13 protein-coding genes are annotated in these 20,694 nt (G+C 45.9%); 6 read left to right on the top strand and 7 right to left on the bottom strand.

Annotated features, from left to right (window positions below; genetic code table 11):
- Positions 1-60: 60 nt before the first annotated feature.
- Together AC27N8_RS14040 and AC27N8_RS14035 are read right to left on the bottom strand one after the other, a co-directional pair.
- The gene (locus tag AC27N8_RS14040) at positions 61-1,182 is read right to left on the bottom strand and encodes a sigma-70 family RNA polymerase sigma factor (RefSeq protein WP_487068003.1); all 1,122 of its coding nucleotides are present in this window, start codon (positions 1,180-1,182) and stop codon (positions 61-63) included.
- 376 nt (positions 1,183-1,558) lie between these two features.
- Positions 1,559-1,879, bottom strand: a complete 321-nt coding sequence (locus AC27N8_RS14035) for a DUF2171 domain-containing protein (RefSeq protein WP_487068002.1) — start codon at positions 1,877-1,879, stop codon at positions 1,559-1,561.
- Positions 1,880-2,102: 223 nt separating this feature from the next.
- Between AC27N8_RS14035 and AC27N8_RS14030 the strand changes: the two genes are divergently transcribed.
- The 6 genes from AC27N8_RS14030 (at position 2,103) to AC27N8_RS14005 (ending at position 13,714) form a co-directional block, all read left to right on the top strand.
- Complete coding sequence (locus AC27N8_RS14030; RefSeq protein WP_487068001.1) at positions 2,103-3,536, top strand: exopolysaccharide biosynthesis polyprenyl glycosylphosphotransferase; 1,434 nt, start codon at positions 2,103-2,105, stop codon at positions 3,534-3,536.
- 24 nt (positions 3,537-3,560) lie between these two features.
- Positions 3,561-5,192 (top strand): tyrosine-protein kinase domain-containing protein, encoded by a 1,632-nt coding sequence (locus AC27N8_RS14025; protein WP_487068000.1) that lies wholly within the window; start codon positions 3,561-3,563, stop codon positions 5,190-5,192.
- Positions 5,193-5,277: 85 nt separating this feature from the next.
- Positions 5,278-8,397 carry an O-antigen ligase family protein gene (locus AC27N8_RS14020; RefSeq protein ID WP_487067999.1) on the top strand — a complete coding sequence of 1,040 codons (3,120 nt, stop codon included), beginning with the start codon at positions 5,278-5,280 and terminating at the stop codon, positions 8,395-8,397.
- A gap of 23 nt (positions 8,398-8,420) precedes the next feature.
- Complete coding sequence (locus AC27N8_RS14015) at positions 8,421-9,683, top strand: glycosyltransferase (protein WP_487067998.1); 1,263 nt, start codon at positions 8,421-8,423, stop codon at positions 9,681-9,683.
- Between the two features lie 408 nt (positions 9,684-10,091).
- Positions 10,092-12,548 (top strand): valine--tRNA ligase, encoded by a 2,457-nt coding sequence (locus AC27N8_RS14010; RefSeq protein ID WP_487067997.1) that lies wholly within the window; start codon positions 10,092-10,094, stop codon positions 12,546-12,548.
- A gap of 251 nt (positions 12,549-12,799) precedes the next feature.
- Positions 12,800-13,714 (top strand): LysR substrate-binding domain-containing protein, encoded by a 915-nt coding sequence (locus AC27N8_RS14005; protein ID WP_487067996.1) that lies wholly within the window; start codon positions 12,800-12,802, stop codon positions 13,712-13,714.
- A 60-nt stretch (positions 13,715-13,774) separates the two neighbouring features.
- On the opposite strand, the gene AC27N8_RS14000 is transcribed toward AC27N8_RS14005, so the two are convergent.
- From AC27N8_RS14000 to AC27N8_RS13980, 5 genes are all read right to left on the bottom strand, one after another.
- Positions 13,775-14,587 (bottom strand): ABC transporter permease, encoded by an 813-nt coding sequence (locus AC27N8_RS14000; protein WP_487067995.1) that lies wholly within the window; start codon positions 14,585-14,587, stop codon positions 13,775-13,777.
- Positions 14,568-15,431, bottom strand: a complete 864-nt coding sequence (locus tag AC27N8_RS13995) for an ABC transporter ATP-binding protein (protein WP_487067994.1) — start codon at positions 15,429-15,431, stop codon at positions 14,568-14,570. The genes AC27N8_RS14000 and AC27N8_RS13995 overlap by 20 nt, the downstream gene beginning before the upstream one ends.
- A gap of 13 nt (positions 15,432-15,444) precedes the next feature.
- Complete coding sequence (locus AC27N8_RS13990; RefSeq protein WP_487067993.1) at positions 15,445-16,512, bottom strand: ABC transporter substrate-binding protein; 1,068 nt, start codon at positions 16,510-16,512, stop codon at positions 15,445-15,447.
- Positions 16,513-17,131: 619 nt separating this feature from the next.
- Positions 17,132-19,411 carry an ATP-dependent helicase gene (locus tag AC27N8_RS13985; RefSeq protein ID WP_487067992.1) on the bottom strand — a complete coding sequence of 760 codons (2,280 nt, stop codon included), beginning with the start codon at positions 19,409-19,411 and terminating at the stop codon, positions 17,132-17,134.
- Positions 19,412-19,566: 155 nt separating this feature from the next.
- On the bottom strand, positions 19,567-20,655 hold the full coding sequence (locus AC27N8_RS13980; RefSeq protein WP_487067991.1) for a hypothetical protein: 1,089 nt from the start codon (positions 20,653-20,655) through the stop codon (positions 19,567-19,569).
- Positions 20,656-20,694 lie beyond the last annotated feature (39 nt).

Raw genomic sequence — 20,694 nt, 5'->3', positions numbered from 1 at the left:
GAGACTGAACAAGATAAAAAACGAAGAAGGGTGTCCTGATTTGGTTCCCTTCTTCGTTTTTTAGACGCACTCACGCAGCGAAATGCTTGCGCTCATGCCTCGCAGCTTCATTAAAGCTACGACTTCAAGTTGACGTACACGTTCTCGGGAGATACCTAATTCTTTGCCGACCTCCAGAAGTGTGCGGCTGCGCCCATCGCCGATTCCATAGCGAAGTGTGATTACCGAACGTTCACGCGGCGTGAGGAAGGCTAATGCTCGATGCAATTCTTCACCGAGTAGATGCTGAGAAGCTGTATCGGCAGGCGCGGGAGTGTTGCTATCCTCCAGGGTATCCGCTAGAGAATAGCGAGCCTCTTCATCTACAGGAGCATCCAGAGAGACAGGCTGTTCGACAACTCCCAGGAGATCTACAACTTCGTTCACCTGAATATTGCAAGCGATGGCGATCTCTTCGGGAAGTGGATCAAGTCCATTTTCCTGGGAAAGTTGGGCCGCTATGCGACGCACTTTTCTCAAACGAGTAGCAACGTGCTCAGGAAGGTGAATCATACGAGATTGTTCACCTGCTGCACGACTGACAGCCTGTCGAATCCACCAGGTAGCGTATGTTCCGAAGTGGATGCCACGTTGATAATCAAACTTTTCGGCAGCACGCATGAGCCCTAAATTGCCTTCTTGAATCAGATCGATGAGAGGAACTCCTGTGCTCGTGTAGCGTCGTGCAATCGCTATTACCAGGCGCAGGTTGGATTCAATGAGTGTGCGACGAGCCATCTCATCGCCGGAGGCTGCGCGTCGCGCCAGGTTAATTTCTTCTTCATGCGTAATGAGGCCATGACGCCGAATATCGTGTAGATAGCTCTGAAAAGCATCTTCAGAGCCTGATGCATGCTTTGTGCCAGTGATGCCCCCTTCACGGTGGCGTGGCGCTCTTTCTTCTGCTGTGTCTGTTTCAGTCGTTTCAAGCACTTCATCGTCGAGAAGTGTATTTGAATCATCGTCCTCATCCAGGGATATATCAACCTCTACGAGTGGCTCGGTATTCCGGGTAGCTGTAGTCGTAAGCCGGGTATCATCGAAATCGATATTGAGATTGGATGGGAGGGGACTGGTAAATCGTTCTAATGTTGTGGTCTGCATGGTTCTCGGGTCTTCTCTGACAGGATTAACAATTGCCATAACTCCACGCTCCCTTCAGGAAACTTACCGACAAAATCAGCGTCGGACTCTGTATGGCCGTGTGGGCAGCGTTCTCACAGGCAACGCGTTGCACACTATGTAGCTACTATGGTGGTGAGCCGTAGCATGCTATGCATATGTGTCCATATTTCCATACTTTGTTTAGCCTTATCTTATAAGAATTTAGGAAGAAGTACCATCAGGTGATCACCTTAAATACAATCAGGTTCTAACCGTATTTTCTTTCTACTTGGTATGATGTTTGAACAAGCAGATGTTTTTTTAGCCAGTGTAGCAGCAAGAACAACGTTTACTTTTGCGCAAAACGTTGTTCTTGAGAACCTATGTAAGCCTTCACCTCAGGTACTCTGGGGCCTTATTCTTTATCAAATGGATCATGGACACCATGCCCACGATCATAGAGAAGCTGGGTAGGGTCACCTAAGTGATTTTCATAATCGGGGCGTCTACTCCATTCTCTCTGTTGGGCGTCATTGGCGGTCAATTGTAGATGTACTGCATCGTCATCGACTTGCTGGATTTCACTATATGGTATGTAGCTGTCCCTGGCAAACAGAAAGCCTTTCTGCACTAAAAAAGAATCTTCATAAGTTTCTGCCACATGACCAATTTTACTTTTGTCTGATGAATAGACAGTCATGTGTTTATGTAAACTCTGTTGATTCCATGTTCCCATAATTATCCTCTTTCTAGGCATTATGTGATATCTACTGGTTGTCACGCCTTGCTTTAGAAGAAAGTTTCATCTTTTCTTTTCGCTTTTTAGTACCATGTATTTTATTATAACCCAACTATGCCGTGGTGAAAAAGTCGTACAAATAAATTTCCGCTTTTGGCTCACATAAGGGTATAGAAATAAGTAGTGGAATGAAAATGCTTAGTTCACGGAGGTATTAAGAATGGTTGCTTCTAAATCGACAACTTTATGGAATAGTGTAAGGGTTTCCAGGCGTGTATGGTCTGCCTGGCATTGGCGTTGCATGCTCGTTGGTGGCGATACATTTTTTCTTCTGTGTGCACTTTCACATGCTTTTTTTGCTCTGTCGATGGTTGAGACAAATATTCGTCATGATTGGTTAACGTGGACGATGTGGATGATCATTGGCTCGCTCTCCTGGATCGAAGGTGTTTATATAGCGAAACCTTATGCACAAAAATATGTTTTCTGTTATCGCCAGGGAGTTCTGGCTGCCTATTGCTCGTTTGGAGTGATGGTTTCCTGTTGGAGCCTCTTTTATCTGGCCTTTTTTTGGGGAAATTTTACTCATTATACATATGTTATTGGTCCATTTATTGTAGTGTGTGGGTTGCTGTTAAGTTTATGGCGTGCAATTTATTATTTTGCACTTAAAATGTTTAGGTTTCGGCCGCAGGTCGTTGTGATTGGTGATAGTCGCGTTACGGATGCTGTTTTATTAGATGTATGTCATAGTGGTAAACTGGTTCCAAATGTTTTAGGATATATTAGTAAACATATGCCGTCTAACTTATTAGCAATGTCCTGGCCGTATCTGGGAGAGCGAAAAGCATTACAAAATTTACTTCAATCTGGGTGTGTGGATATGGTTGTTATCTCTGGAGACGATAGTTTTGAGCCTGGTATGTATCAAGAGATTTGTTGGGTGATGACACGTGGTGTCGATGTTCTGCCTCTTTCTGATTTATATGAATATACTCTGGGACAAGTGTCTCTGATATATGAGGATGATGCTCGCTCTGATCCTCTCTGGTTGGGGCGGATGATGCCATTTGCCTATCGTAGTTGGCGTCAGGCATTGGATATATGTTTTTGTTTGTGCGCAGGATGTGTCTTAGCACTCCTTTTACCACTTCTGGCAATTTTTATTTGCGTAGACTCTCCGGGTCCAATTTTCTATTGGCAAGAACGGGTAGGGTATCAAGGGCGCGTGTTCCGCTTGCTAAAGTTTCGTTCTATGCATATGGGAGCCGAACGTTATGGATCTGCCTGGGCAAAACATATGGATGCACGGGTGACCCGTGTGGGTCATGTGTTGCGTGCTGTACATTTAGACGAATTACCCCAGGTTGTGAATATCCTGCGTGGTGAAATGAGCTTGATCGGTCCAAGGCCAGAACGCCAATTGTTTACGTCTCAGTTAGAACAATTGATTCCTCTTTTTCCTCATCGTCTGAATGTTAAACCTGGATTGACGGGCTGGGCTCAGGTGAAGATGCCGTACGCGAGCACTTATCATGATGCGATTCTTAAGTTGCAACATGATCTCTATTATATCAAGCATCGCTCATTTTTATTGGATATCAATATCCTGTACAAGACCTTCGTCGAAATACTTTGGTGCTCTGGTCGCTAGTTGACGCGCTGGGAGGTGGTTGTTGTGACATTTGAAGAGTATTGGTCGATTCTGATCAGGCGTTGGTATATCGTTTTTATATGTCTGGTGGTAGCCGGTGGAGGTGCTTTGCTGGTAAGTCTGGTGATCCCACCAACTTATCGTTCTACTGCGCTTATCCAGGTGGCAATCCATTCAGGCGGTAATCAAAGCGATATTAATGAGCTACTTGCAAGCAACCAGTTGGTACAAACAGAGTCGCAACTGGCGACAAGTGATCCGGTTCTGCAAGAGGTGGTAAGTCATCATTCAGAACTTACAATTGGGCAACTTAAAAATATGGCCTCAGCAGAGCCCAGGCTAAACACTCAATTGTTTGAGTTACATGTGCAAGCTGGCGATGCAGAGCGGGCAGCCAGTTTGACGAATGAATTAGCGAAGATATTTATTATGCATCAGGAGAAAGAACAGCAAAAAATAGATCAAGAAGAGCAGCATCAATTGCAGCAGGAAATAAATACCAGTCAGAAACAGATAACTACGATGAAAAATCAGTTATCCACCCTTCATGGCTCAGCGTTGAATAATCTTGAGCAGCAATTGACGGTATTACAGCAACATACCAGTCAGTGGCAGTCAGCGTTAGCACAATTAGAATTAGATGAGGCTCAGAGCAACAATTTTTTATTGCTTGTCCAGCCAGCACAGCCAGAGGTAACTCCAATACAGCCATTAGTATTACTGAATGTAGGGGCAGGATGTGGTGTCGGTCTGCTCTTGGGGCTACTGTTGATTGTAATTGCTGAGAAAGGGGATCAGCGTGTATACTCCTCTACGGTTATCAGCCAGATAGTGGATTGGCCCGCTCTCTCTATCGTTTGGGATACGAAAGAGCCAGATTATCGTCAAGATCTGGGGGGGAGAAGTATTAATGTTGATGCTTATCATATGCTGCGTCTACGTATTGGCTTTGCTGAGGTCACTAAGCGGTTGCGCTATCTACTCGTCACAAGCACGTTGCCATATGAGGGCAAAAGTACGATTGCTGCCAACCTGGCTATCTGTATGGCGATGGCTGGTAAGAATACTTTGTTAATCGATGGAGATCTTCGTCGTCCAGTGCTCCATGATAAATTTGGCATCGCTGCTGATAAGCCTGGCTTGAGTAATGCGTTGCTTGCATATCAGCTGGCAGAATTTCAATTGTCGTTGCCTCATAGGTATCAGAGATTGGTTGATGCGAAAACTAGCTCGCTTGAGCTTTATATGTATAAGGTTGATGTCCCACATCTTAGAGTAATCCCTTCGGGACCATTGCCTCCAGATCCTGCCGTGTTTCTTAGCTCCCGGGTGATCCAGCGGCTTTTCTATGCTCTAGATAGTAGTGGGGCCGATGTTGTTATCTTTGATAGCTCTTCTGTGCTGGCGATTTGTGATGCTACTATGCTTTCTTCCAAAGTCGATGGCACGATTGTTGTAGTTGATCCAAAGCGTGTGTGTAAGCAGCAATTATCCCAGGCTCAGACCAATCTGGCGCAAGTGGGCGCTCATGTTGTGGGGTATGTCATGAATAAAGAACGGCGTTATCGTCAGCAAATTCCTGCTTCTTATTATCATCGCTATCATTCCGTTGATTCCATCTATGGAGCGGAGGGGGAAAGCCTTTACGATACATAGCTTTAAATACTATTCAAATTACTAGATAGGCATTTGGGTGCTATTAACGATATTATGCTAAGTCGAGGTGGGGAAGGTACTTTATATGCAACGTTCTATGTGGCGGAGTTGGTTGTTTGTCGTTGGAGACCAGAGGCGAGCGATATTGAGTCTGAGTGGTCTGCTAGGTGGCTCTCTGCTGTTAGGTGGCTTGTCTGGTTGGTCAGGTCCCTATACTTGTGCTGCAATCATGATGGGATTAGTGTTAGCCCTGGCTGTCGTTTTGCGTCTGGATGCTGTTGTTGTGACGCTTTTGGTCGCTATTCACCTCTATGCAGATTGGTATCTCGGATTTCATTTGATCGCTCCTGCATTGGCAATAATCTTACTCTTGCTTTACTATTTGATGCGATCCCCTGAACATCCCTGGGTATGGCCTCGCTTTTATCCGCTCTGGATAATTTTTCTTGTTGTAACGATCTATCCTGCCGTACGCGGAGGATCGTTGATGATGTATGATGCCGCCTCCTTTTATCCTAGCGATATAGGTGGGGCACTTTTGATGTACTGGCTAGGGATGATTGTGGTCTCTAATCAGGTGCGCTTGCGAGCATTCTTTGGCATCTTTACATGTTTCGCTGTTTTGCTGGCACTGCATACCCTGTATCAAAGTGGCACCGGGATAATCCTTTTTGTCTCGCCACGAGTCAACACTTTCTTATCAAGTGCGGATGTTGCCTATTATCAATTCATGGGAAGCGCTACTCAGCGTACAGGCTCATTTTTTATTGATCCAAATTGGAATGGAGCATTTTTTGCACTCGCTTTTTTTATACCGTTGGGGCTGTTTGTGTATGATGCTACCATCTGGCGAAAGCTCTGTGCTTTATTCTCTATGATGTTCATCTTACTGGCACTTATGTGTACTTATAGTACCGGAGCCTGGATCGCTTTTCTCGTTGGTAACATCGTGTTTCTATTGTTCGTTGGCAATAATTATTATCGTCTATTATTTCCGACTATGGCATTATGTATAGTTGTCCTGATGCTGGTGATTTTTCCTGCTCAAATCTCACTGCAACTGCAACATGCAGCTTCAAATAATGAACTCTCACTGCGGATTGCTGCCTGGCGCACTGCTCTACGAGTCATTCAGGCGTATCCCTTAACCGGTGTTGGTTTAGGGCACCAGGCATACCTGACACGTTCGGAGGCTTACCGCGTACCCGAACAGTTTATCCCGCTGTCTCATCCTCATGATTCTTATCTTGAATGGGCTGCTATGGCTGGAATCCCTGTATTAATCTTTTTTGTCCTGTTAGTCCTGAGTGCTCTGTGGTTGGCCTGGCGTAACTGGCATAGTGCAAATATGTCGGTAAGGGCTTTGATTGGAGCAGGTATGGCATCAACTATCACTCTAAGTATCAATAGTATTAGTATTAATGGCTGGACTCACTTCGCTTTGGCGGCGATTGGATGGCTTCTGCTCGGGATAATAGCGTCGCCATCATTATACGTCAAGTGTGGTCGTTCACAGTTACACGAAAGGTCGGTATTGATGCCAACAGTTTTCCCAGCCTTGTCGCATGATAAAAATAATAACAATAATGTCTCTAACGGGGATACAATGCGCCTCTATATGCCTTCACTCTTCAAAGATCCCCGAGCCCGTTTTTCTAAAGAGCCTGTGAACGCCAATTTTTCTATAAATCAACAGATGACCTGGCTGATTCCTGCGGTTGTAACTCTAAAACACATCAAAAAAAAGGTACCTTCATGTGTGTTGAATGAAGGCTATAGTGTATTAATAGAACAATTAATGAGAAATTCAGGCATCTATGCCATTATTTCTTGCCTCTCTCCATTAGTTTCATTGCTGATGACTCCGTTTTTGACACAACATCTTTCACGAGGTGATTATGGCGTGTTGGTGATGGTGAATACGACAATTGTCTTGTTCGCTGGCCTGACACAATGTGGTCAGGGAAATGCTTTCTTTTGGGCTTATCACAATGAGGCGACAGTAGTTTCAAGTCGTCGTGTGATTTTCTCAACGGTGATTGTCCTGCTGCTGTCAATCTCTCTCGGGTTTACTCTCCTGGTTGAAGGGATGGCCGCGTGGCTGTCATATTGGTTATTTCATAGTTCTGCATATATTGGTCTTATTCGAGTGGCTGCTCTGGTCATATTTATGCAGAATATGACTGTTCCTATGCTCTCGCGGTTACGTCTGGAAGGTCGTGCGGGTATCTTTGGAGCGTTCTCTCTCTGCAATATGGGCCTCAATTTAAGCTTGACCTTGCTTTTTGTGGGTATATTTCAGTGGGGAGTCAGTGGTGCTTTGTTAGCGTTAGGGGGTGGCTATGCCGGGATGATAGTCTGTGCTCTATGCTTCATTCGTTATCCTATTCAGTGGCGGATTCATTGGTTTGTAATGAGGCGTTTGCTTCTTTTTGGTATGTCTACTGTGCCTGGCTGGCTCTCGATCTGGATATTGCAATCGTCTGATCGCTATTTCCTGATTTACTTTGGCTCGCTGTCACAAGCGGCCAGTTATACTGTCGCCTATACATTAGGCAATACCATGGGTCCACTGATTATTGCCCCGTTTTCCCTGGCCTGGTATGCAACGATCTATAATATAGCTCGAAAGAAGCAGGCGAAAAATATCTTTCGCCTGATTTTTCGATGGTATGGCTTCCTTGTCTTGCTTATAGCCTTTTCTCTCTCTCTATTTGCAAAGGAGGTGCTAGGATGGTTTTTCCCTCCTGCTTATAGAACGGCTGCTGCAATTATTCCTCTGGTTGCCCTCTCCAATACATTTTATGGCATTTTCGAGATCTTTACAGTAGGGGTTTCTCTACGGGGCAAACATCACCTTAATTTACTTTGTTTACCCTTGGCAGCAGCTATCAATATCTGCTGCAATATTGTATGTATCCCCCTTTGTGGTATGGTTGGTGCCGCTTTATCCACTCTTCTGGCATATATTATTCTGGCGTTCATCGCTTATTGTGTGAATCAATCGATCTATCCAGTACCATTTGAGATTGGCTTGTTTGGCCTGGCACTATGTTTGGGGATTGTGGGGTATATAGGTCTTATGTTATGGATTCCTCATCAAAATTTGTATATGAGTTGGGTTAGTTCAGGCGTTATGGTGTGTTTGTATGCTGTTAGTTTGATTTTAATGGGAAGATTACCTGTGAGAGTGGTCAAAAAGTAGCGGTGGAAAGGAAGATAATGATTATGTTGATAACGACGCTTTATGATGCTCGACTGGGCTCCTATGCGAGTTCCAAGTCAGATGAGATAAAACCTGGGAAACGCGTATGCATGCATCTTACGGTTCCCGGTAGCTTGAACTATCGAGTTATGAATGATGCAAAGGCTTTACAGATGTCGGGTTATGACGTACTCATATGTGATGTTGTGGGTGATTATCATTGTGCATGTTATGAAATGATTGATGGCGTTCCTTTTCAACATATTCGTGCTCCCTGGTGGTTTGTGTCGTCAAATTGGAAGCCATGGTTTCTTCTAAAGATGTTTATACTGATGGTTTATTGTACGTTTCAACTTCTGATGTGTGACGCCGATATCTATCATGCACACGTGGAGCATGCTTTTCCAGCAGCATATATAGCGTCACGAGTGCGGAAGAAAGGTTTGATTTTTGATACCCCCGAATTAACAATGTTTGGACCAGCTCTTTTACGCTGGCCCAGGTTGCGTAGGTGGGCGATCTGCGTAATCCGTTATATGTCTGTCTCTTGTGATGGGTATATAACTGGTTCGCCGTTGTATAAACCGATCCTGGAAGATCTTTATGGTTATAAGCAGATAGTGGTACTCCGCTATATCCCTCCGTATAAGAAGGTGGTCAGGAATACGCGCCTCCAACAAAAATTGGGACTCGATCCAGAAGTACGGATTGCCCTCTATCAAGGATATTTGCAGGAAGATCGTGGGCTGGATACTCTCTTATTGGCAGCTCGTTTTCTGAATCCTGGCATTATACTGGTGTTGATGGGCGAGGGCTATGGAAAAACACCCGCTCGGTTGTTTACATTGATCCAACAAGAAAGGTTGGAGGATCGAGTTAAGATTCTTCCGGCTGTGCCTTACGATGAATTATTGGATTGGAGCTCGTCCGCCGATATGGGGCTGGTTGTTTTGCCTCCTGACTACTCATTGAGTATACGCTTGTGCCTTCCTAATAAATTTTTTGAATATGTTATGGCTGGATTACCAGTTTTGTCCTCCAACTTAGAGGCCGTTGTGGATATGGTTCGTCTTTATAATGTGGGTCAGGTTGTTCTGGATTTTACTCCGGCAATGATTGGGGAGGCGATTAATATCATGCTTGCGGATCAAGAGGTGCTTACTCATATGAGCTCTAATGCTCTCAATGCGGTGAAACATGGTCTGACGTGGGAGGATGAAAGTAGAAAACTGGTGTACTTGTATCAGAGTATCTACGTGCGCCATTTTAGGGAGAGGCACGATTGACCGCGTGGAATCTAGAGGGATTTGCTCGCTTTCATGCGTTTGTGGGCTTGACAAATAAAGATGGCTCCTGCTATCTTTAGTATTAGCAATAAGAAAAGACATTGAACGAGCGGAGTAAAGAGAAACGGTTCGCCAGAGAATGGAGGCCATCGGGTGGAAGCCTCCTGCGATTACGTCTCTTGAACGTGGCTCGGAAGTCGAATATCCGAATGACGCTGTGCAGCCCTTTGTTTGAGTTGCTACGCTGCTAAGATATTCCGGGGGTGCCTGTTAAAACACTTTTGAGCGTGGTTGGCTATGACCTGGTTGGGGGGTCGACCACGAAAACAAGGTGGTACCACGAGTTGCGTTGCCCTCGTCCTTGCGAGATGGCAACGTTTTTTGTTAGTACAACAAAGGAGTACTACCATGTTACCCAACCGCTATCATTTTCAGGATGTTGAACCTCGGCTGGCTCAGCTATGGGAGGATTCTAACATCTATGCCTTCGATCCTCGTGGATCTGGACCACTCTATACTATTGATACTCCTCCGCCAACTGTTTCTGGCGAACTCCACCTTGGGCATTGCTATTCTTATACGCAGACAGATGTAATCGCTCGTTTTCATCGTATGCAAGGCGAACGCGTTTTGTATCCGATGGGATTTGATGACAATGGATTGCCTACAGAGCGCTTTGTTGAACGAACGATACAGCGTAAGGCAGTAGAGATGGATCGCGCAGAGTTTTTAGAGCAGTGTCTGACTTTAATACAACAGACTGAAGATCGTTTTGAGTCGCTCTGGCGGCGTTTGAGCCTGAGTGTCGATTGGAACTATCGCTATTCGACGATAGATGCTAGATCGCAGGCCACTTCACAATGGTCGTTTATTCAACTCTATCAGTCGGGGCGCATTTATACACAGTTGGCTCCGACCCTTTGGTGCCCAGAGTGCCGAACTGCGATTGCTCAAGCTGATCTGGAAGATAAGATGCTTCCAACGCTTTTTACAACTTTTGCTTTTCATCTGCCTGATGGTCAGAATTTGCCCGTTGCTACCACACGCCCTGAACTTTTGCCCGCCTGCGTTGCCATTTTCGTTCATCCCGAAGATGTTCGCTTTCGTCATCTCGTTGGCTCGCTTGCTAGTATTGAAAGCGAAGCTTTTTCTCAACAGGAGAAGATTGAGGTTCCAATTCTTACTGATGATCTTGTAGATCCTGCTAAGGGAAGTGGCGCTGTAATGTGCTGTACCTTTGGCGATGCTACAGATGTTCGGTGGTGGCGTCTGCATCAACTTCCTTTGAGAGCCGCGATTGGAAGTGACGGCTGTATGACTGATTTATCCGGGCCGCTTGCTGGTCTGTCTGTAAAGATAGCGCGAGAAACGATGCTGCAACATCTAGCCAGTTGGGGTTTGATCCTGCGTCAGGAGACTATCGAGCATGCAGTCGGTACTCATGATCGTTGCGGGACACCTGTCGAATATCTGCAAACGCGACAGTGGTTTATTCGTGTCCTGGATCAAAAAGAACGTTTTGTTGAGGCTGGTCGGCAGATTCGTTGGACTCCCGACCATATGCGTATACGCTATGAGCACTGGGTCGAAAATTTGCAATGGGATTGGTGTATCTCCCGGCAGCGCTTCCTGGGCGTTCCGTTTCCTGCCTGGACCTGTCGTCGTTGTGGTACTCTGCATCTGGCCAGTCAGGATGAGTTACCTGTAGATCCTCGCACAACGCTTCCGCGTAAAGCTTGTGCCTGTGGCTCCTTGGACTTTGAGCCAGAGTTGGATGTTATGGATACCTGGGCAACATCGTCCTGTTCCCCGCTGGTTATTGGTCGTTGGATAGATGATCCTGCCTGGTTTCAGCAGCATTTCCCAATGAATCTGCGTCCACAAGCACATGACATTATTCGTACCTGGGCTTTCTATACAATTGTTAAGGCCCTTTATCATTGTGATACACCTCCCTGGCAGGAGTTGATGATTTCTGGACATGCTCTGTCTCTGGATCGCAATAAATTTTCGAAGTCAGTAGAAAATAATTCTGATGATCCACTTGCTTTGATTGATCGATGGTCCACAGATGTTCTTCGCTATTGGGCTACTTCAATCAAGCCTGGACAGGATACCGTTTTTAGCTCAGAATCTCTTTCGGTCGGACGTCGTCTGGTAACAAAGTTATGGAATGCCAGTCGTTTCGTTGAAAGTCGGCTTCAAAGTTTTGATGCAGCATCTTTAAGCATGCAGCCTGTGGCTTTACTTCCAACTGATCGTTGGCTGCTTACTCGTTTGGCTCATACGATAACTTTTGCGACGAAAGAGTTGACAGAAGGAGAATTTGCGGCGGCGCGGAGCGCGGTTGAGCATTTTTTCTGGTCGGATTTCTGTGATAACTATCTAGAAATGGCGAAATGGCGTCTGTATAAGGATGATGGGGATGATCTTGTCGCAGCGCAGTGGACGTTGTATCATGCGTTATTCAATATACTAAAATTGTTTGCGCCTTATCTTCCCTATGTTACAGAGGAGATCTATCAGGGTATCTTTAGACAGTGGAATGAAACTCTTTCAATCCATAAATCATCCTGGCCGATTACCCCGGCTGAGTGGATAGATGCTGACGCTGAAGCCTCTGGAACGTTGTTGCTGGAGATTTTAAGCTATGTTCGCCGTAAGAAAGCAGAGTTTGGTGTCTCCGTTGGGGCAGAAATGAACTCGCTCCAGATTATTACTGCGCGTGCTCATTTAGCGACGGTACAGGCTGCTTCTCGTGATATCCAGAGCGCTACACGTGCACGGACTCTCATTTTCACGGCTTATGATGAGCAAGATGAGAATACATTACCACAATGGCGTGCTGATATTGTCCTTTCTTGAAGTCCCCTATGAATAAATGTAAGGGCTTCTCAGAAAACCCCTGAAGGCTCCTTCCGACGTTCTTTGTCGCTGTATATGGTGTGCCTGTTCAAGATTTCTCTATGGCAATGAGTGGTTTTGAACAGGCACCTTTTGATTGGGATGCATGTTGTCCCTATGATCATGCGGCCTTTTTCTGGTATGATGCAGAAGTTGAATAGAATAGCGTGCCTCGCAGATCTAGAGAGGTGCGCCGTGAGGTAGGTTGCCGTATGAATTTGCAAAACTTACGAGTTTTCTTGAAAGTTGCTGAGCTGGAGCATATCACGCGAGCCTCTGAAGAGCTTCATCTGACGCAGCCGGCAGTGACGAAAATTATGCAGAGTCTGGAACAAGAAGTGCAATTGGATCTGATTGAAAGGCAGGGACGTCGGATTGTATTGACGTATGCTGGCCATATCTTGCAGATCTATGCTCGTCAGATGTTTGCGCTCGAACGAGAAATGGATGATGCTCTCGCAGCTTTGCGAGATGTAAAACGTGGCGAGATTAAATTAGCTGCTAATACGATTGCCGGTGTCTATCTGTTGCCAACAATTGTAGCACGTTTTCGTGCTCTTTATCCGGAGATAGCGCTCAAGATTTCAATTCTTAATTCTCAAGATATTGTTGAGCATATTTTAGATTGGTCGCTGGATTTTGGTATTGTGGAAGGCGATGTGGCTCATTTGCCGGAAGGGTTGAATGTGCGCTTTTTTACACGTGATACGCTGATTCTGGTGGTCTCTGCTACTCATCGCTGGTGTGGGTCTGAGGCGATAAGTCCTGCGGCGTTGGGATTAGAAGAGTTGGTGGTACGTGAAAGAGGCAGTGGCATTCGCGATATGTTAGAGCGAGATCTTTTAACGCGTGGTATAACGTTGAAGCCTTTGTTGACGTTGACGGATAATGAGGCAATTAAACAGATGGTGATTAATGGGGTGGGGGCGGCAATCGTTTCGTCTCTATCCGTGAAACGGGAATTGGCAAATGGCGATCTGGTACAGGTGCCGCTAATGGATATGAATATTCATCCAGAGTTAAGTTTTATTCAGCGTTCGGATAAACAGCTCTCGCGTGCTGCGCAAGAGTTTTTCACCTTTTTGTTTGCTTCGACAAATGATCCTACTGTGCTTAGTATCGGATAAAAAGTAGAGCGCCCATATTTTAGTAGATTCAAAACATGCACGCTCTATCAATTGAAGTGGTTAATTGGAGAGTCCCCAACGCTTGCGGATATTACGTTCGAGTGGCCCGAAGATTAATGACTCGATGGCGATACCAATGAGGACGATGATAAACATGATGGCGAATACTTGCGCAGTATCTCCAAAGTCACGACCACCTTCAAGGAGACCACCAAGGCTGACGGTGACATAGATCAATTCGGCAGCCATTAAGGAGCGCCAGGCAAAGGTCCAGCCTTGTTTGAGACCAGTGATGATTGAAGGGAGCGCTGCTGGTAAGACAACTTGTAGTGAAAGTGCAAGCCCTTGAGATCCCATGTTGCGAGCGGCTTTGATATAGACCGGTGGCGTGTTTTTGATGCCTGCATCAACTCCGAGTGCAATAGAGAAAAGTGCACCCATGACCACGACAAAGATCATGGCATTTTCAGTTAATCCAAACCAGAGGAGCGCAATAGGAATCCAGCAAACACTGGGTAACGCTTGCAAGCCCAGGACGAGTGATCCGAGTGTCTCTTCTACGTAGTGATTACTGCCGATGAGGAGTCCAAAGAGGATACCGATCACAAGTGAGATGCTGTATCCCAGTACAAGACGGCGCAGACTTACCAGGATGGCGGTGGTGAGGGAGCCATTTTGTAAAAAGCCATGAAGGCGATCCAATACATCAAGTGGCCCTGGAAAGATGTATGTAGGCCAGAGATTCAAGGAGATAATGCCTTGCCAGATCAGGATCAAGAGCACGTAGAAGATGGTCTGGCGTATGGTTTTGCCTATCCATTTGGAGTTTGTTCGTCTTTTACTCTTACTTGTACTAATGGACGATGCTGACATCCACATCCTCCTTGTCTTGCTTTTCCATCTCACTTTTTAACGCTTGCAGGATTTCTGCTGCTTTATCAACCAGTTCATGGTCTTCGAGGCTGCGTGAACGGGGAAGGTCGATGCGGAAATCTCCAATGACACGCCCAGGACGAGGCGCGAAGACAATGACGCGATCACCTAATGCAACTGCTTCACGGACGTTGTGGGTGACAAAGAGGATCGTTTTGCGGGTGGCTGACCAGATGGATTCGACTTGCGTTTGTAGATGGTCTCGTGTAAAGGCGTCAAGAGCCCCAAAGGGCTCATCCATGAGAAGTATGGCCGGGTCTATGGCGAGCGCACGTGCAATGGCTGCTCGTTGCCTCATGCCGCCGGAGAGTTGATGGGGATAACTGTGTTCAAAGCCTTTGAGATTGACTGTGTTGATGAAATGCTGTGCGATTTCAGCTCGCTTACGGCCAGGAACATGAGCCTGGCGGAGTCCAAATTCGACGTTATGCTGTACGTCTAGCCAGGGGAAAAGAGCAGCTTCCTGGAAAAGTAATACACGGTCTGTGCCAGGACCGTTGACTTCTTTACCGCTGGCGATAATTGATCCAGTTGTGGCGGATTCTAACCCCGCCACAATACTTAATAACGTCGATTTTCCGCAGCCACTTGGTCCTAGCAGACAGACAAATTCACCAGCTTGAATTGAGAGATCAACAGGGCGTAATGCTTCTACAACGCGTTCACCATCGATGAACGTTTTACTCACGCCTTGAATCTGTAAAGAGTTTTCGCCAGCCAGCGAGGATGTAAACTCCCCGCCGGCTTCAATCGTTTGGTTTTTATTGACTGTTGATTGACTCATGTTCATGCCTCCTCTACGATACTGAAACTTTTTGTAATCCCTTGCTGGTCAGTACACTATTTAATATGTCAAGTGAGAAGAGATTGGAAAGGTCAGGCTTTGTAGTGCCTAGATAGCCAAGCGCGTACGCATTATTGGATGCCTGGAGTACGGTTGATACCAGCGGATCATAGGTAATGCTTAAGTCACTAAATGACCGCTGGACAACAGCACTGGATAACGCTTTGCCACTAAGCTTTTTGAGTTGGTCATTGGCGAGCTGCTGTGCTTGTGTTGGGTTACTATTGATGTATTGGACCGTCTCGACGTGCGCCTGAAGAAATTCCTTGACGATGTCTGGATGTTGATCAAGGAAGGCCTTGCGGGCTACGACGATGGTGGTCGAGAACTGATTATTAGGCCAGAGGCTACGCTCATCAACAAGGACGGTTCCTTTTGCTTCATTGACCAGTCTGGAGACCCATGGTTCTGGTACCCAGGCGGCATCGATTTGGCCCAATTTGAATTCATTCAGGATAGTAGAATTATCGGTAGGGATGATCTGGACGTTTCCGCCCTTGTCAGTAGCTTTTAAGTTATGCTCCTGGAGGTAGTGACGTAAGGATATGTCCTGCGTTCCTCCTGCTTGTGGGTCTGCAACCTTTTTGCCCTGGAGATCACTGGCGCTTTTTATGTTGGCTGCCGGACGAACAACTAAAGATGCTCCTCCACTAGATGCTCCTGCAATGATGCGTAAGGCATCTCCGTGGGTTTTGACGTAGGTGTTGATGGCAGGACTGGGGCCGACGTAACCAATATCGATGTCTCCAGCAGTTAATGCTTCCATCAAGGCCGGCCCAGCATTGAAGGTCTTTGATGCATCTAAGGTGTTTTTGCCGATGGCTTTGGCAAATGTGCCTTTAGCTACTCCGACAAGTGCCGCCGCATGGGTAATGTTGGGAAAATAGCCGAGATGTACGGTGACTGGTGTGTTGGGATTTGCGGCAGTTGTGCTACTATTTGTGCCGCATGCCGCCAATACTAGCGATAAAAGCATCAAAGCAGCTAAAAAGCGTGGGAATCGATGGGTTGGAGTTTTCATCCGTCTACTGCTCCTTCATCCTCATTTTTATGTATGAGCAATGCATGTAATGTGCCTTTTTAGACATTTTGCCAATTCATCATTCAATTGTGACCCATCGTAAAATTAAAAATACCTTGCTGCGCTTCCATTAATAAATGAGTTCGTTCTCACATTAACAAAAATCATGCTTCAGCGAAGTTGGCTTTACGTGACTTTCATAATTGTTGATGCGGTACTGAAGATTGTATATGTAAAGCCGGTTACAATTTTTGCCCATACATCCACTTGAAATGGATTAATATGAAACCATGGTTACGATTATTGTATAGAGCTTACATAAGTTTGATGAGGATGTCAATGTTTTTGTTGATTATATTGACCTAGTTAGTCATCAATATAAAAAATATCCATGCCTATAATGTTTTTGCTGTAACTTTTGACTTCCCCTAATTTAATTGAAATGACAATTTGTAAAAAATTAGTGTGATGATTGTCTCTATTTCTAATCAAGTTAGCGAGCAATTGTTTTTGAGGTAGTAGTTGAATAGGTGAGAAAATTGAGGCGAGAAAGCATTGGTATCGTGATGAATGCACAGACCTGCTTGATTATCATATGAGGCCTGTGCATAATGCTCTTTTAAAAAAGCGTGGGCGTTTCTACTAAAGGGCTAAGTCTGCGGGGAGAACCATCACGGGCAAACAGATAAGGGTTGAGATTGCCATCTTCATTGGTTGGCGTTAATCCCGCTTCCTCGATAAAACGTGAGGCGATGGCGTCAGCGCTGCGATAGCGTAGTAGCGAAGACAGGAAGAGTTGTTTTTGCGCACGTGTGTACGCTACGTAGGCGAGGCGGCGCTCTTCCGCTATACCTGAAAGCATGATGGGGCCGTCTTCAGCAAAGGTATAAGAGCGGCGATGGGGGAAAATTCCTTCTGTTAAACCCATGACGAAGACGACCGGGCTCTCCAGTCCCTTGGATTTATGGATTGTCATAAGGCTAACACAATCCCGCTTATTTTTGTTGTTATCTTCGGCTTGCTCTTTGAGTTTGGCCATGGCTTGCAAGAAGTGACGGATTGTATGATGTTTGCCTGCAATCTGTATGAGTTCTTCTAATTCATCGTAGCGTGCTTCTAGCTTGACTTCTTCGTGATGGGTTGGAGCATCCGCTTCTTCCTCTGTATTATCCTGGTGTTTACTATCATAGTGGCGTAGATGAACATCGTAGGCGAAGTGTCTGATGAGTTTAATTGCTTCAGCAGGGTTATTGTTGCTTTTAGACCAGAGCCGTTTGATCAGTGAGACGAGATCCTTGATACCAAGTTGATGCTCTTTGGCAACCGTATAGGGATGCTCTTCACAATATTGGAGCAGTGGATGTCCACTGGCATGCGCAGCCAGAGTGCCGTAGAATGTGGCGGTAAAACGATGGGATGTTTTACCTGTGCTGGCAAAAAATTCACGCGATGGGATGTTGGCAATGATACGAAAGGCGGTGTTTTGTTCACCACAATGTACTGGCGTAAAGACTTCATCCCATTTGCGCGGCTCGGGGCCGCCACGGGCAGCCAGATAGTCCTGATGGATACGGACTCCATCAATCATCGCGAGATAGGCCAGTATATCTCGTGTGGTTTTGCGCTTGAAGAAGGATGAACCTCCAGCAGCTCGATATGGAATACGTTTGTGGGCGAGCGCGATCTCTAGCGAGGCAAGGTGATGGTTGGTGCGTGAGAGCACAAAAATATCCTTGTAGGAAAGGTTATCTTGCTGCTCTTTCCAGTTACGTACCAGTCGATCGATGCGCTCAGCAACCCCCTCCGCCTCTTGTTCTTGATCCTCATATGCTGTTACCCAGACAGGAGCCCCATCTGGCTGCGTGGAGCGCAAGATTTTCTCGAAACCAGGCGTTATATCATTGTGCTGGATAAGTTGATTGGCAGCATCCAGGATCTGTGGGGTGGATCGATAGTTATGTTCGATGCGAAAGATCTTGCCTGTAGGATACATGGTTTGAAATGAGAGAATTGAAGCCTCTGGACTGGCTCCGCGAAACTGGTAGATGGCTTGATCTGGATCTCCTACCACAACAACATTCTGTTTCGGGGCTGCTAGATATTGGATAAGTTTATATTGAGATGGATTGGTATCCTGGGTCTCGTCAACCTGAAGATAATGATAGCGCCCTTGCCACGATTTACGATATTTGGGGCTGCTCTCAAGTAGATTCAGTGGGATATAAATGAGGTCGGAGAGATCATAGAGCTTTTCTTTTTTCTTGGTTTGCTCGTAATTGACGAAGAAATCTTGATAACGTGCCGCTAGCTCGACCTCAATACTCATATCGCTTTGAAAGAAGCTAATAGAGTCCTCTGGCTGGACCATCGCGTCTTTAGCACGATCTATCGCCGCGAGTGCATCCGTGATTTCAACATCCCAATTCATGCCTCTTGTACGATTGCTTCTCCAGGGACGGATGATATCTTCGGCTAACCATTGACGAGGGTCACCACTGATGAGTTTTTTGTTTAACTGTTGTGGCGTGATCTCTAGTTTTTCACGCAGCATCTGGTGTCCGAGGCCATGAAACGTCACGACGCGGAGCGGCTTGATGGCTGTGGCACTCATACCACGAGCACGGAGCGCTTTCATGGCGCGTTTTTCCATCTCATCTGCCGCCGCACGCGTAAATGTGACGCAGAGAATAGACTCGGGTGGGACTCCTTCATCTGCGACGAGGCGGACTAATCGCTGCACGAGTATGGATGTTTTTCCTGTGCCAGCCGCTGCAATAAATGCAGCTGGCCCATCTGTGTGCGAAATTGCGGCCGCTTGTTGCGGATTGGCACTAAATGAAGGAGTAGTTTGTAACGCCGTCTTTGCCTTCGATTGTTGCCTTATTCTCTGTGAGGGCATGCTGTAAATTTCCCCAGTATAATCTTTAGACGAATTTAAAAGGTACTATAGCAGGTTCGATGAAAGAGAACAACTTTCACCCCAATAAGACCTATGTTGCCTTACATAGGGAGACCGGCCAAGATCCCTGGATATAGCCGGTGAGGTTGCTTTGACTACAATATGCCCTCATCGTTGATGCGATAGCCAAATAATGTGCTGATGAAGTAGTGATCGGCATTTTCAAAGTTATAAAACACATTATTTTCTATGACATCGAACCTGCGTAATGGAGCAAAAGATCCATCAGGAGTAAGCGTGAAATCACGATAAAATTGATGGTCTAGTTTCCTCTCACCCCATTTACTTCCAGTTGTGATATCGATAACGTCAATCGCAGAGTTGACGAGGTGCCCGGTTAATTTGATGACAGGATGCTGTTTTTCGATAAACTCTTGCTGGATACTATGAGGAAGATTGGCAGTGACGTTGATTTCTTCAGTTGCTTCTATGACATCGTCACCGAGCCCCTTTTTAAGTGCTTCAACACGGTCTGTGTGCCAACGTGTTCCGATAAGACCACGTGTGTTACCATCTCCACTAAACGTGACCAATCCCTTTAGCCTACCGACAGTTGTTCCTGTATTCTGATCGGGTAAATTTGGTTGCTGGCTCATATCTTGCTGAATCAGCTTTTCGACTCCCTGCCTTGTTTCAACAGCCTGTAAGCGGCTGATTTTTGCACTTGCTGGGGTTAAACCAAGGTCATAATGAAAGCCTGTAGTCTCCAAATAGCCTCGCTCGCCGTTTGGTAAGATGAAATCATAACTTGTATTCATGGCAATACGCTGATTTCTTCTCATGAGTTTTCGTTCAACAACTGTGAGGTGTACCACGCTACGCGTGCGAACGATAAGGTCTTTGGAAGAAACAGTGTATTGATCAAGTCCCTCACGTATCTGGCCATTTGTGTCTTCCTGACCATAGCAAAAAATGTTTACCCCGTCCTCAAAAACATCTTCAAGTAGCCTGGTCATACCAACGCTATTTTTACTGACGGCTCCTGCCTCTTGGAGATGGATAGTGAATGCAACCCCATTGCGCTGTGCTCGCTGCTTCATCGCCTTAAGTATGTTGACTGTTGAAATGTCACCACGTAATAGTTGTCCTGCATTTCCGGAGAAGACCATGAGTGCAGGGGAACTATCTGTGGGGTGCTCAATGGTCAATATTCTTCCTTTGGTTTCTAAATTATGTACTGGCATGTGCGAAGAACCTTTAGATTAGCTATAGTATGTGAAAGA

The sequence above is a fragment of the Dictyobacter sp. Z7_2 genome (assembly GCF_057551105.1).
This window is presented reverse-complemented; position numbering and strand designations above follow the sequence as displayed.

Excerpts from the sequence above, each read along its gene's own strand:
- AC27N8_RS14040 (WP_487068003.1), bottom strand. The coding sequence starts at position 1,182 with ATGGCAATTGTTAATCCTGTCAGAGAAGACCCGAGAACCATGCAGACC.
- AC27N8_RS14035 (WP_487068002.1), bottom strand. The coding sequence starts at position 1,879 with ATGGGAACATGGAATCAACAGAGTTTACATAAACACATGACTGTCTAT.
- AC27N8_RS14030 (WP_487068001.1), top strand. The coding sequence starts at position 2,103 with ATGGTTGCTTCTAAATCGACAACTTTATGGAATAGTGTAAGGGTTTCC.
- AC27N8_RS14020 (WP_487067999.1), top strand. The coding sequence starts at position 5,278 with ATGCAACGTTCTATGTGGCGGAGTTGGTTGTTTGTCGTTGGAGACCAG.
- AC27N8_RS14015 (WP_487067998.1), top strand. The coding sequence starts at position 8,421 with ATGTTGATAACGACGCTTTATGATGCTCGACTGGGCTCCTATGCGAGT.
- AC27N8_RS14010 (WP_487067997.1), top strand. The coding sequence starts at position 10,092 with ATGTTACCCAACCGCTATCATTTTCAGGATGTTGAACCTCGGCTGGCT.
- AC27N8_RS14005 (WP_487067996.1), top strand. The coding sequence starts at position 12,800 with ATGAATTTGCAAAACTTACGAGTTTTCTTGAAAGTTGCTGAGCTGGAG.
- AC27N8_RS14000 (WP_487067995.1), bottom strand. The coding sequence starts at position 14,587 with ATGTCAGCATCGTCCATTAGTACAAGTAAGAGTAAAAGACGAACAAAC.
- AC27N8_RS13995 (WP_487067994.1), bottom strand. The coding sequence starts at position 15,431 with ATGAGTCAATCAACAGTCAATAAAAACCAAACGATTGAAGCCGGCGGG.
- AC27N8_RS13990 (WP_487067993.1), bottom strand. The coding sequence starts at position 16,512 with ATGAAAACTCCAACCCATCGATTCCCACGCTTTTTAGCTGCTTTGATG.
- AC27N8_RS13985 (WP_487067992.1), bottom strand. The coding sequence starts at position 19,411 with ATGCCCTCACAGAGAATAAGGCAACAATCGAAGGCAAAGACGGCGTTA.
- AC27N8_RS13980 (WP_487067991.1), bottom strand. The coding sequence starts at position 20,655 with ATGCCAGTACATAATTTAGAAACCAAAGGAAGAATATTGACCATTGAG.